The 12,918-nt window shown below is 61.0% G+C and carries 12 protein-coding genes; 8 read left to right on the forward strand and 4 right to left on the reverse strand.

Annotated elements, in window-relative coordinates:
- Nucleotides 1–54 precede the first annotated feature (54 nt).
- Genes ACYQ4Z_RS00425 through ACYQ4Z_RS00460 form a run of 8 tightly spaced genes read left to right on the forward strand, consistent with a single transcriptional unit; the run spans nt 55 to nt 7,713 of the window.
- Nucleotides 55–2,298, forward strand: coding sequence for a 4Fe-4S binding protein (locus ACYQ4Z_RS00425; RefSeq protein ID WP_459859742.1), 2,244 nt, complete (start codon nt 55–57; stop codon nt 2,296–2,298).
- A gap of 20 nt (nt 2,299–2,318) precedes the next feature.
- Nucleotides 2,319–2,762 (forward strand): hypothetical protein, encoded by a 444-nt coding sequence (locus ACYQ4Z_RS00430; protein WP_197713734.1) that lies wholly within the window; start codon nt 2,319–2,321, stop codon nt 2,760–2,762.
- The gene (locus ACYQ4Z_RS00435; RefSeq protein ID WP_219972379.1) at nt 2,759–4,120 is read left to right on the forward strand and encodes a nitrous oxide reductase family maturation protein NosD; all 1,362 of its coding nucleotides are present in this window, start codon (nt 2,759–2,761) and stop codon (nt 4,118–4,120) included. Before ACYQ4Z_RS00430 ends, ACYQ4Z_RS00435 begins: the two co-directional genes overlap by 4 nt.
- Complete coding sequence (locus ACYQ4Z_RS00440) at nt 4,092–5,078, forward strand: ABC transporter ATP-binding protein (protein WP_219972378.1); 987 nt, start codon at nt 4,092–4,094, stop codon at nt 5,076–5,078. Before ACYQ4Z_RS00435 ends, ACYQ4Z_RS00440 begins: the two co-directional genes overlap by 29 nt.
- Nucleotides 5,075–5,905 carry an ABC transporter permease gene (locus tag ACYQ4Z_RS00445; protein WP_219972377.1) on the forward strand — a complete coding sequence of 277 codons (831 nt, stop codon included), beginning with the start codon at nt 5,075–5,077 and terminating at the stop codon, nt 5,903–5,905. Before ACYQ4Z_RS00440 ends, ACYQ4Z_RS00445 begins: the two co-directional genes overlap by 4 nt.
- Nucleotides 5,905–6,435, forward strand: a complete 531-nt coding sequence (locus tag ACYQ4Z_RS00450; RefSeq protein ID WP_219972376.1) for a nitrous oxide reductase accessory protein NosL — start codon at nt 5,905–5,907, stop codon at nt 6,433–6,435. The genes ACYQ4Z_RS00445 and ACYQ4Z_RS00450 overlap by 1 nt, the downstream gene beginning before the upstream one ends.
- Before the next feature lie 9 nt (nt 6,436–6,444).
- On the forward strand, nt 6,445–7,089 hold the full coding sequence (locus ACYQ4Z_RS00455; protein WP_119334383.1) for a hypothetical protein: 645 nt from the start codon (nt 6,445–6,447) through the stop codon (nt 7,087–7,089).
- Between the two features lie 6 nt (nt 7,090–7,095).
- Nucleotides 7,096–7,713, forward strand: coding sequence for a nitrous oxide reductase accessory protein NosL (locus ACYQ4Z_RS00460; RefSeq protein ID WP_119334384.1), 618 nt, complete (start codon nt 7,096–7,098; stop codon nt 7,711–7,713).
- Nucleotides 7,714–7,717: 4 nt separating this feature from the next.
- Here ACYQ4Z_RS00460 and ubiT read toward each other — a convergent pair whose 3' ends face one another.
- The 4 genes from ubiT to ppc all read right to left on the reverse strand — a co-directional run bounded on the left by ubiT (nt 7,718) and on the right by ppc (nt 12,914).
- Complete coding sequence (ubiT, locus tag ACYQ4Z_RS00465; protein WP_459859743.1) at nt 7,718–8,179, reverse strand: ubiquinone anaerobic biosynthesis accessory factor UbiT; 462 nt, start codon at nt 8,177–8,179, stop codon at nt 7,718–7,720.
- On the reverse strand, nt 8,172–9,062 hold the full coding sequence (locus tag ACYQ4Z_RS00470; protein ID WP_219972372.1) for a U32 family peptidase: 891 nt from the start codon (nt 9,060–9,062) through the stop codon (nt 8,172–8,174). Before ACYQ4Z_RS00470 ends, ubiT begins: the two co-directional genes overlap by 8 nt.
- Complete coding sequence (gene ubiU, locus ACYQ4Z_RS00475; protein ID WP_438438935.1) at nt 9,059–10,057, reverse strand: ubiquinone anaerobic biosynthesis protein UbiU; 999 nt, start codon at nt 10,055–10,057, stop codon at nt 9,059–9,061. Before ubiU ends, ACYQ4Z_RS00470 begins: the two co-directional genes overlap by 4 nt.
- A gap of 109 nt (nt 10,058–10,166) precedes the next feature.
- Nucleotides 10,167–12,914 (reverse strand): phosphoenolpyruvate carboxylase, encoded by a 2,748-nt coding sequence (gene ppc, locus ACYQ4Z_RS00480; protein ID WP_459859744.1) that lies wholly within the window; start codon nt 12,912–12,914, stop codon nt 10,167–10,169.
- Between the last annotated feature and the right edge of the window lie 4 nt (nt 12,915–12,918).

The raw sequence follows: 12,918 nt of genomic DNA on the forward strand, positions 1-12,918 counted from the left end.
AAATGCGCTGCCCTTTCGAGGGGCAGCGCGCGTTTCCCCCAACAGGAGACAATCGTGGTCGGTTGCCATCGATTTTTGCATTGGTTGGGGGCGCTGCTCACCTGGCTGGTCGCTGCCACGGTGGTTGCAGCGCCGAACGCCGAGCTCTACCAAGCGCAATTGCCCCTCGCGCTCTTTTCCGCTCCCGACCTCTGCGCGTACGCTCCCTGCAACGCGGTTTTTCCAGAAGCGAATCGTTTTTCGCAACGCAAGGGAAATCCCCCTTATGTCGAAGCGTGGCGTGACGAAGGGGGCAAAAAGCAATTGCTCGGCTACCTCGCGCTTTCCACCGATGTCACCAAGATCCCTGCCTATTCCGGTAAGACACTGATTTCGCTGATCGGGATCACGCGCGACGGACACTTTGCCCGCGTGGCGCTACTCAATCACTCGGAACCGATCCTGCTTTTGGGCATCCCGGAAGAGAAATTGATCGCGTTCAACGAACAATACACCGGGAAACCGATCACCACGCGTATCGAAATCGGTAAGGTTGAGGACGAAAGCGGTAACGCGATCGGGATCGATGGCCTCTCGGGGGCCACGGTCACGGTGGTGGTGCAAAACCAGATCGTGCGCGCGGTGGCGCGTGCGGTGGGGCGGCAGGTTGGGTTGATCACCCAGGTGGAACGTCCGGAAGCGCGTTTCGTGACCACCGGGAGACGCTATTCGTGGCAGGAACTCGAGCAGCTGGGGTTGGTACGCACGTTGCGGGTCTATCCTTCTGACCTCGGTTGGGAGACGCCTGCCGCGCAATCGGGACAGAATCCCGCCGCAGGGGGACCAGGTGACACGAAAACCGGTGAAGCGCCCGCACTCGAAGTGCGGTTCGGGTTGCTCGACCATCCCGACGTCGGGAAAAGCCTGTTGGGGGAAGCGGGTTGGGAAAGCCTGAAGGCACGGCTCAAGCCGGGTGAAAATGCGATTTTCGTCATTCGTACCGCAGGAAGCGAATCGTTCAAAGGATCGGGATTCGTTCGCGGCGGTGTATTCGATCGGATCCAGTTGCGCCAATTGGGTGATGTGTTTACGTTCCGCGATCTCGACTACGTGCCACTCTACGATCTGGTCGCAGAGGGAACGCCGGCTTTCGACGAATCGGGGATTTTCATCGTTCGCGATCCGGCTTTTTCGGCGGCCTATCCGTGGGAGTTCGTGTTTCTTGGGAACCGAATCGTCGACAAACTGACCGGTCATCGTGAGTACGTGAGTTTTGGGCAGAGCTATTGGTTGCCGGAATCGATGCTGGAGGGGGGGCGGCCGGAGTTGCCCAAACCCGAGGCGAGCTGGATGCGTTTCTGGAAGACCCGGACGGCGGAGATCGGTCTGTTCGTCGCGACATTGCTGGCAATGGCAGGAGTTTATGCGGCGCGTGATCGTCTGACTGCACGGGCGACCCGCAAACGGAAATGGCCTGTCGACGGGTTCAAGTACGCCTTTTGGCTGATCAGCGTCTTCTTCTTCGGTTGGCACCTACTGGCGCAACCGTCGATTACCCAGGTATTGACGTGGTTCCATAGTTTGCTGACCGAGTGGCGCTGGGAGCTGTTTCTCACCGATCCCTTCATTTTCCTGTTCTGGATTTTCATCGTCGTCACAGTTTTCGTTTGGGGGCGCGGCCTCTTCTGCGGCTGGGCATGCCCGTTCGGTTCGCTTTCCGAACTGCTGTTCAAAGTGGCGCAATGGGTTGGGCTGAAACGGTTCCAGTTTCAACTGCCGATGCGTTGGCACCTGCGGTTGAAAAATCTGAAATACGGCATTTTCCTGTTCTTGCTCGCCGTTTCCGCGTTCTCGATGCCGCTCGCCGAGAAGTTGGCGGAAGTGGAGCCGTTCAAAACGACGTTCTTGGTGGGAATCCTGGAGCGGGGGGGACTCTTCGCTGCCTATGCCTCGGTACTCCTTGGGCTTTCCCTCTTCATGGAGCGCCCCTTTTGCAAATATCTCTGTCCGCTGGGCGCCGCGCTGGCGTTGCCAACCACGTTCCGGTGGTTTGGATTGCGCCGGAAAGCGGAATGCACGCAATGCACGGCGTGCGCGCGTGGTTGTGGGTCGTTGGCGATCGATGCGGTTGGCCGAATCGACCACCGTGAATGCATGCTTTGCCTGGATTGCATGGTACTGTACCATGATCCCCATGCTTGCCCGCCGTTGGCCGCAGAACGGAAGCGGCGGGAAAAACTCGGGTTGCCGCTGACGCCGGTTGGGAAAGATGGTTATTTCATTCCCATCCAATCCGTTGCGGTGAAGCAAGAAGGGTGAGCGCGCAGAAGGGGGCAACGATGATGGCAACAACGCACGCAAAACAGACGCTCGATCCGAACTGTTTGACGGAACCGGTGATGCCGCCGTTCCTGGCGCGGACGGGATGGCAGCGGTGGATTGCCGAGGCGTGGGATCACCTCTGGCCGTGGCGCCGAGACGCGCTGCCCCAGATGTGGCGGTGGGCGACGATGCTCTTTGCGCTCTGGGTGACATTGGCGTGGTTGATGGGGGCAGTGGGCCGAATCGCGTCGCCGTGGCTCATCGCGTGGTGGGTTGCGTGGAGTGCGGTCGAACTTCTGGTGCGGCTACGGAGCAAACCCTACGTGAAGGACGGGCCGTGGTGGGGAAGCCGTTTTCGGCGTGCGGACTGGCTCGATCTCTTGGCGTACGTGGGCTTCAAGAATCTCTTGATCGGCGCGGTGCTCTTTTGGGCAGTGCGTTGGTTGGGGGGAACGGGTTGATCGCACATTCGTCCCGTTTCGAGTCGCGACCACACGCCCGCTGGGGGGTGTTCCTGGTGCTTTTCGGGTGTGCGGTCGTCGCGGGGGGATGGTCGGTGGAAGCACGCTCAGCACCGCCGGAAACGCCACCTGCGGAGTCTTCCCCAACCGAACGTTTCGTCGCGGATGACGCCGCATTACAACAGGCACTGGAAGAGGCCCCTGCGGGAAGCGTGATCCGTGTGGCACCTGGCGTCTATCGGGGGCCATTGCGTATCGCCAAACCGCTGGAGTTGCGTGCCGCTGGTCGCCGGACAGTTATCGACGGCGGTCTTGAGGGGCATGTGATCGAAATCATTGCCCCGGATGTCACGGTCGAGGGGTTCATCATTCGCAATTCGGGCGGTGACGTCCAGGCGGAACATTCGGGCATCCGGGTGCAACCAGGTGCGCACCGTGCGGTGATTCGCAACAACGTGTTCAGTTACGTTACCTTCGGCGTCTATGTCGAGAAGGCCGATTACGTTCGGATCGAAGGGAACGTCATCACCGGTAAACGCGATTTCCTCTCCCCGAAACGCGGCAACGGGATCCAGCTCTACAACGCGCAACATGCGCAGGTCGTCGGCAACGACATCTCGTTCGTTCGCGACGGAATCTACGTCGATGTCTCGCACGACGCGCGCTTTCGCCGCAACCGGCTGCACCATTTGCGTTACGGCACCCATTATATGAACTCCTACCGCAACGTGTGGGAAGAGAACGAGGTGTTCTTCACGCGAACCGGGCTCGCGTTGATGGAGGTACGCGATCAGGTAGTGCGCAACAACCGTGTCTGGGGGAATTCCGATATTGGCATCATGTTGCGCACCTTGCAAAACGGGGTAGTCGAGGGGAACGTTACTGCGGGTAACGGTCGTGGCTTTTTCATTTACAACACCAACTATTCGGTGATCCGGGACAACGTCGTCGTGGACAACCAGGTAGGGGCACACGTTTCTGCGGGGTTTACGTTCAACCAGGTCGAGCACAACGACTTCATCGGCAACGCGCAAAACATCCGCTACGCCGGAACGCGCAACCTGGTGTGGGGTGAGAAAGCGGGCAACCATTGGAGTCAATATGTGGGATGGGATCGGGACGGCGATGGCATCGGGGACGTGCCTTACGAAGCGGTAGGCGTCGTGGATCGTCTGCTGTGGCGCTACCCGTTGGCGCAGGTGCTTTTCTCTTCGCCTGCGTTGGAATTGATTCGCTACGTCAGCGCGCAATTCCCGATTTTGAAAACCCCAACGGTGATCGATCCCAAACCGCACCTCAAACCGATCCATCAGCAAGGAGCAGCGTGGTATGGCCACCGATTCCACCAACTGCGATGACGTCGTCGTCCGTGCCGAACACGTCGTGCGCCGTTTCGGTACGAAAGTGGCGGTGGCCGACGTCTCTTTTACGGTGAACCGCCAAGAGCGTTTCGCACTCATCGGCCACAACGGCGCAGGGAAGAGCACGCTCTTTCGCATGATGTTGAGCCTGTTGCCACCGAGCGCAGGAACGATCACGCTCTTTGGCGAACCGGTGACGGGCAGGGACGATGCCAACCAACGCGCAGTGCGGCGAATGATCGGCTATTTGCCCGAACAGGTGGTGCTCTACGACAATCTCACGGCGGAAGAAACGTTACGCTATTTCGCCGAACTCAAAGGGGTGGTTGTCGACGCGCACGAAATCGCGGAGCGGCTAGACGAAGTGGGGTTGTTGCGGGTTGCGAAACAGCCGGTGCGGGGATTTTCCAAAGGAATGCGACAACGGCTGGGGTTGGCACAAGCGCTGCTTGGCGAACCGAAGTTACTCTTCCTCGACGAACCCACCAGCGGTCTGGACCCGATGGGAATTCGGGATTTTTATCAACTGGTCGATCGCTGGCAAGCCCGTGGGACGACCGTGGTCGTTTCCTCCCATATCCTTGCCGAGATCGAATTACGCGCCGATCGTATCGCGATCCTTGCGCAAGGGCGTTTGGTTTCCGTTGGTTCGGTGTTCGAACTTCGACAGCAAGCAGCGTTGCCCGCCCGCCTATGGGTCCAAGCGCGCGATGCAAGCGCTGTCGCGACGCTGATCGCGTCAGCGGAGCGACTCGGGGTGACGGTTGACGAACGAACGGAAATGGGTGTCTGGTTCTTGTGGCCGAGCGAGAAGAAAGAGCGCGCGCTGGCGTGGCTACTCGAGCAGCGCGAACATTGGCTCGATTGGGCATGGCGCGATGCGACGCTCGAAGAGGTCTTCTTTGCGTTGGCGCTGAAAGAGCAGACGAGACAAGCAGAAGCGGAGGTGGCATGAACGGGGCGTTTTTGGCGATCGCTCGGAAAGAGTTCCGTGACCGCGTCCGCAGCCGCTGGGTATGGGTGGTGGCGATCGTTTTCGCGCTGTTTTCTTTGGCAATCGCCTTCTTGGGCGGGGCTGCGCAGGGTGCGGTGGGAATACGCAGTGTCGAGGCAGCGATTGCGAGCCTGACCAGTTTGGCCATCTTTCTGGTGCCGCTGATCGCATTGGTGTTGGGGTATGACGCGGTGGTGGGGGAGCGCGAGCGGGGTACGCTCGACCTGTTGTTGTCGTTGCCCATTCCGAAAAGGGCGATCGTCGTCGGCAAATTTCTCGGGTTGGGGGCGGCGCTGGCGGCGGCAACCGGGGTGGGATTGGGCGCAGCGGGGATCGTTTTGGCTTTGCGCGTGGGATGGTCGGTGTGGAGCATATGGGCCCAGTTCGCGCTCGGATGCATCCTGCTCGGTCTCGACTTTCTGGCGATTGCGATCTGGTTGTCGACTTGGGCGCGCGATCGCAGTCGCGCGTCCGGAGCTGCGATTGCGGTGTGGTTTGCGCTCATTTTGGTCTTCGATCTGATCTTGCTCGCAGCGATGGTGGGGTTGGGCGCCCACCCTGCCGGACGTTGGTTGCCCTGGGTCATGCTGCTCAACCCCGCGGATCTTTTCCGTGTCTGGGGGTTAGCGTCGATCGGGAACGTTCAAGCGTTACGAGGGGTATCCGAACTTTTTCCCTCGGTGGTGGCGCAGCAGCCCTTTTGGTTGGCGGTGGCGCTGTTGGGTTGGACGGTTGCCCCTCTCGCGTTGGCGATTCGCCGTTTTCGCCATGATGGTAAGGAGTTGTGATGCGTATTCGAAATGCAAGGCAGTGGTGGGGCTTCTGGGGAACCGTATTGTTCTCGGTTGGCTTGCTAACTGCATGCTCTTCCGATAGTGCCAGCAATGCGGCACCGAAGGATTTTTCGGAGGGCGATGCCTGTGTGCTCGACGGCATGTATCTTGCCGATTTCCCCGGCCCCAAAGGTCAGTTGCGCTATGCCGATGGCCGAGTCGATTGGTTCTGCGACACGGTTGAGCTACTCCATACCTTGCTGGCGCCGGAGTCGGTGGAATCGATCACGGGTGCATTCGTTCAGGACATGGCGAAGGCCGATTGGGAGCGACCGCGCGGTCATTGGATCGACGCGCGCAGCGCGTTCTATGTCTTCGGCTCTTCGCGCTTGGGTTCGATGGGACCTACCGCAGTCAGTTTCGCCCACCGCGCCGATGCGGAGGCATTTGCCCGCAACTACGGTGGGACGGTGAAGACATTTGCCGAGGTGACGGCCGAGGATGTCCGTCTCGACGGCGCGGCGCTGCACGACGACAAAATGTAAGGAGGCCGTATGGCGTTCGACGATTTTTATCGGGGCATTCCCGCTCCACTGGCGCAAGAGATCGACGCGTTGTCGCTACTCGTCTACCGTTGTCGCACTGCAGCCAAAGCGTTGTTGGAAGCCGAAGGGGTTGTCGAACTTGCCGAATGGTATGCGCGCTTTCCCCAGCTCGAACCTGCTTTGGCGCATGAGGGATGGGAACGTTACCTCAGCGCGGCTGTCCTGACGACGCAGTGGGAGCAGGCGCGGCGGCAATTGGCGGAAAAATTGCGTGCAGCGCAAGGCGAAATGGTTGAGCCTACCGGTGCGGCAATTTTGCCGTTGGATGCGATCGCGGCTTACCTGGCGGAGGCGGATCGGGACGAACTCGGCATAGTCGAATGGGAGCGGATGCTCGATTGCCTCCGCTGCACGCTTCGTAACGGTACGACACTGTGGGTGCGTTACGCGGCGCCCGATGCGTACAGTTTCGTATGGCAGACCGATTCTGACGTGCAAGGGCGTATCGATACCGCCCCACATGCGCAAGGTGGAGGAAACCCGCACCGTCATGGTGCTGATGGTTCGGTTGTCGCCGATACGCTCACTTCGGTTTCCGCGTTGCCGGAAGCCAATTTCGTCCGGGTCGTGAACGCCGTGTATTCGCCGGAGTGATTCGCGGTGGCGGGGAAAGAAGCGGCCCATAGACGGCGTGAGGTGGTGCTCACGTTCGCGTCGTTGGTGAGCGCTGCAGCTGCGGGATTGTGGGCGTACCACTTTCAGGCCGAACGCGCAGCGCAGAAAGCGGAGGAGGGGGCGCATTGTGAAACCGACCTCGAGGCGCGAACCCCGCCCCGTCCCTACGATCCTGCGCGGGACGGTCCAAATCCTCTGGCGCCCCGCTCGATTCCAGATGAGGCGCGTTGCCCGATCTGCGGAATGTACCCGGCGCGTTACCCACGGTGGGCGGCGCAGCGAATCGACAGCGGGGGACGGGTCGATTTTTACGACGCGCCGCGTGATTTGGTGATCCATGACCAGTGGTTGCGACAAGAAAAGGGAGTGGCGGAAGATCGTCGCGTTGCCGCGGCCATTTGGGTGCGTGATTATTGTAGTGAAACGCCGTCCTGGGTTGCTGCAGATGCCGCGTGGTTTGTCTGGTCACCGAAAATCATCGGTCCGATGGGGCGTCCGGAGCCGGCCGCGTGCGCGACGGAGCAAGCGGCTCGGACGTTGGCTGAAGCCAAGGGTGGTGAGGTGTTGCGCTTCGCAGATCTCTACACGCGATTCCGGTGGTAGACCCTTATGGGGTCGTCAACCACGGTTTGCATTTGGGGTAGAGTGAAAAGAAGAGGGCGGGCACTGCTTCGCGCGGCAATGCATCCAAGGTGTTCTTGATGAAGAGCCCCAACGCCGTGTCACCGCTGACCCGAAGTCGACGCTGAAAAAAGAGCGTATCGCTGTCTTCTTCTTGCGCGATGAGTGCGCAATAGACCGCGAGCGGCGCGGTAAAGGTAACGCGCGGGGGCATCTCTCCGGTGAGGGGACGAAACCCGAAGGGCGCTAGAGCGAAATCGAATTGCCAGGGAAAATCGGTGAAGATGAGGCGGACCGGTTGATCCCAGAGCGAACGACGCGTTTCCGGGTTGAGAAAGGGCAACAAGTGACGGTTGAGCGCATGGCAGAAAAGCGCATTTGCCGGATAACGCGGAAGCTGGGCAAGTAACGCGAAAAACGGGGTGCGCGATCGATTCGGGTCAGCCATGATCGGCGATCCATTCGTGTCCGGCTTTGCCAAACCAGTAACCATTACAGCACCGTTGCGGGTCGATCCATTGTGCGTCTGGAGTGGGAGTGGCGTCGCGCCATGCGGCAACCGCTTCGATCGCCGCTATCGTGTCGTTGAGGTTGGGCACGATCCGAACGGCGTCGGCCAGCGCGCACACTTCGTCGAGTCGGTCAAGAAGTGACCACCAACGCGCCGACTGGGTCTGGACACCGTTCATACGAAGAAAGTGATCCCCTTCCTGCGTTTCGATCAGGAGCCCTTCGGGCCATTGTTGACACAGGAACCCGCAGTCGTCTTTGGGGCGCCCGTACCGGCGTGCGGTGAAGCAGCGCGATGAGTGAGCGAGCGCTAAGGGTCCCCAGACGGTAATTTCGGTGGTCATGCCCAGTGAATGGGCAAGTGGTACCAAGTGCGATAGGTCTTCGCGACTCAATTCGTGGTGGGGTACCCAACGGCTCGCACCCATCGCAGCAAAGGTACGCAAGGTGTCTCCGTGGTAGATGTTGAGCTGCGCGCCAGCCGTCCAATCGGAGATATTGGCCGCTTCCAGGAGCGCAACCATGGTGAGATCGTTGGCTTCCAGCGGCCAGCCGGCATCACACAGTTTTCGTAACCACTTGATCTGGCTGGTCGATTCGATCAGGGTGTATCCCGAAAGAACCACTGTTTTGCCGGCATCGCGCAACAGGGTGGCGATGGCGAGCCAATCGGCAACTTTGAGCGTTTGCCGCCGCGGACAGACGATTTCGCCCAGATAGACGCGATCGACTGCGGTTTCGGCAATTCGCGCATAAAATTCGAATGTCGCCTGTTTGGTCCAGAAATAGGGAAGGGGCGCAAGCGCGATTTCCATCGTCATTTCCACGGACGGCTATAAGGGCCCAGCGTTGTCTGGTTTCCTTCGCTGATGCGTGCCAGTTCGTTCTGCCATTCGGTTTGAACCGTGTAACGCTCCGGGTTTGCGGTCAGCGCATCGATCGCACGCCGCCAGACTTGGGTGACGGTGCGGACATAAGCGACGCTTCGTTGGCGCCCTTCGATTTTGATCGCGCGGACACCACACTGCTTCAACTGCGGGAGCAGGTCGAGCGTGTTGAGGCTCGTTGGGGATTCAAGCGCGTATCCGATTTCCCCGTCGACGCGAAAGCGTCCTTTGCACAAGGTGGGATAACCCGCGGGTTCGTCAGGTGCGTAACGGTCGATCAAAAAGCCGTTGAGGCGAGCCTCCATCCCGTTTTCTTTCTCTTCCCACGAGACGAAACGTGCCGGCGAGCAGGCGCCTTGATGATTGGGGGCCTCTCCGGTTGCGTAGCTCGACAACGAACAACGCCCTTCCACCATGATGCAGAGTCCGCCAAAACCAAAGACCTCGATTTCGAGCGGTGCGGCGTCTCGTGCCACCTGCTGGACTTGATCGATACTGAGGACTCTTGGGAGGACGGCTCGAACGATGCCAAAGCGGCGTGCCAAGAGTTGCAATGCCGGCGCCGAAGTGGCCGAAGCCTGAACCGAGGCGTGCAAGCGCAGTTCTGGGAAACGCTCCCGCGCATAGGCCATCAAGCCGAGGTCAGCGAGAATGAGGGCGTCGACACCGAGCGCGGCAGCGTGATCGATCGCACGATGCCATTCACTGCAGTTGTGCTCTTTCGGGTAGGTGTTGATCGCCAAAAAGACGCGAACACCGCGTTGTTGTGCCCAGGCAATACTCGCTCCCAGTTCGTCGGGGGAAAAGTTGAGCCCAGGGAAATGGCGTGCGTTCGTTGCGTTTTTCAGCCCTAAATAGACCGCGTCAGCGCCCGCTTCGACTGCGGCGCGCAACATCGCCGCGTTGCCCGCAGGGCAGACGAGTTCCAACGTTCCTGACTGCACGGCAAAGTGCCTCTGCCTGTGGGATGCAATAAAAGAAGCGTAGCAGGTTTGCGCCGCTCTTGCCTTGATCGGCATCAAGAAAACGGGGCAGAGGTCACCCGCTGTTTCTGAGCCCCGCGGCAATCCCGTTGATCGAGAGGTGGATCCCAAGACGCAGCCGCGGATCGTCTTCGCCCGCGCGGTGACGGCGCAGCAGCTCCACTTGCACCAGGTGCAGCGGGTCGATATAGGGGAAGCGGTTCTGGACCGAGCGTTTGAGGAGCGGGTTGCTGTCGAGCAGTTCGCGTTGCCCGGTGAGGGTGAGGAGCCAGCGGACGGTGCGGCTCCATTCGTCGCGAATCCGCGCAAAGATCGACTGGGCAAGTGCTTGGTCGCGCACGAGTGCCACGTACCGCTCGGCAATCGCCAGGTCGCTCTTGCCCAGCACCATGTCCATGTTGTGGAGCATCGCGGTGAAGAAGCTCCATTCGCGCGCCATGCGCTGCAATAGCGCAATACGCGCCGCTGCCGTTTCGCCGGCCTGTTCCGCTTCATTTACCCACGTTTCGACGGCGCTGCCAAAACCGTACCAGCCAGGCAGCATGATCCGCGCTTGCGACCAGGAGAAGACCCAGGGAATCGCGCGCAGGTCTTCGATGTTCCGGCTCTTGGTGCGCGACGCGGGGCGCGAACCGATGTTGAGGTGCGCGATCTCCTCGATCACTGTCGCTTCCCAGAAGAAGGTTTCGAACCCTTCGGTCTCGTAGACAAGCGCACGGTAGGCGCGAAACGCGTGGTCGGAGAGTTCGGCCATCACCGTTTCGAAACGGGGATCGGGCGCCGAGCCGTCCTTACCCAAGAGCGACGCTTCGATGGTTGCGGCGACCAAGACTTCCAGGTTGCGCTGCCCGAGCTCCGGATTCGCATATTTCGCCGCGATCACCTCTCCCTGTTCGGTCAATTTCAGTTGCCCTGCTACCGCCCCTTTGGGTTGTGCCAAGATCGCCTGGTAGCTGGGGCCACCGCCGCGCCCCACCGATCCGCCGCGGCCGTGGAAGAGGCGCAGCGTGATCCCGATCTGCTCCGCCGTTGCCACCAGGGTTTGTTGTGCGCGGTAGAGCGCCCAGTTCGCAGTGACGAAGCCGCCGTCCTTGTTCGAATCGGAATAGCCCAGCATGATCTCTTGCCGGTTACCGCGCGCGGCCACCCACGCACGGTATTCGGGAAGCGCGTAGAGGTCACGCAGGATTTGCGGCGCCGCCTCCAGGTCGGCGATCGTTTCGAAGAGCGGGACGATATCGACGGCCAAATGGTTGCGCCACGGCTGCAGCAGCCCCACTTCTTTGAGGAGCACCGCCACTTCCAGGATATCGGAGACGGCGTCGGTCTTCGAGATCACGTACTGTTCGATCACGCGCGGCCCGATGGTGTCGTGCGCCCAGCGCGCGGTGCGGAAAATGTCGAGTTCGCTCTGCGTGGTCGCGCTGTAGGACCAGTCGGGGTTGGTGAGCGGCCGTGCAGTCGCGAGTTCCCTGCGCAGCAGCGCCACCCGCTCCGTTTCGGGTAGGCGCCGGTAGTCGACACCAGGGTGCGCCGCCGCGATGAGTTCGGCGATCACCGCTTCGTGCACGGCGCTGTTTTGCCGCAGGTCGAGGTGCGCCAAATGAAACCCGAAGACGCGAACCGCGGTGCGCAGCTCCGCCAGTGCCCCGTCGGCGATTTCGCTAAGCCCGGCGGCGGTGAGTGAACCGTGAATCGTTTCCAAATCGGCGGCGAAGGCTTCTGCCGACGGATAAGGCGGCAGTTCGACGCTCGGAAGGCGCCGCGGCAGATGTCCAACCAGTTGCTGGTAGGTTGCGGCCAGGCGTGCGTAGATCGCGATCAACGCCAGACGGTAGCGCTCGTCGGCGCGGTGCGGAGAGGGCGAACCCGCTTGTTCGGCCAGCGCGTCGAGTTCGGGCGTGACGGGCGAAAGCGCTGCGGCGAGCGGGAGTGCTCCGCCGAGGCGGTGGACCGCGTCGAGGTAATATTCGAGCGCAGCCGCGGCGTTGCGGATCACCGCGGCGCGCAACACCTCGGCGGTGACAAAGGGATTCCCGTCACGATCGCCGCCCACCCACGAACCGATCTGCAGGAAAGGGGTCTCAGCCCAGCGGCCGACGAGCCGCGCCAACCGGCGGTAGAGTTTGGGCAATTGCGGCAAGAAGGTGCTGCGGAAGTAGTTGAGGACGTTGTTCGCTTCGTCGAGCACCGAAATGCGCGTCGGACGAATCAAGCGGGTGAGCCACAGGGTGCGGATCGCCCGCTCGATCGCGGCGTCGACCTCGGCGCGCTCTTCCGGGGTGAGCGCGACGCGATCGCGTTCGGCCAGCCAGTGCGCGATCTCTTGTTCGCGCGCGAGCACCGCTTGGCGCTGGACTTCGGTAGGGTGGGCAGTCAGCACGGGACGCACGCACGCCGTGGCCAGGAACTGGGTGAGCGCTGTCCGGGAAACCCCCGCACGTTCGAGCGCCGCGATGGCATGCGCCAACGATCCTTCTTTCGCTGGCGAACCGGCGATCGCGTGCGCGCGGGCGCGTCGCAGATGGTGCTGGTCTTCGGCGATGTTCGCCAGATGGGAAAAGAGCGTGAACGCACGGATCACGACGATCGCCTCGTCCCGTGTCATCCCGTGCAGGAGCGTTTCGAGCGAAGTGGGATCCGTATCGCCACGGTGGATCGCTACCGACGCTTGACGGATCGCTTCGACCAAGGAAAAGATCGCTTCGCCGTGTTCGGTGCGGATCGTGTCGCCCAGGCGTTTTCCCAGCTCGCGGATTTCGGCGCGCAGTGGTGCGTCTTTTTCGGTACGGAGGTCGTTCATTTGA

This window comes from Hydrogenophilus hirschii (assembly GCF_054656675.1).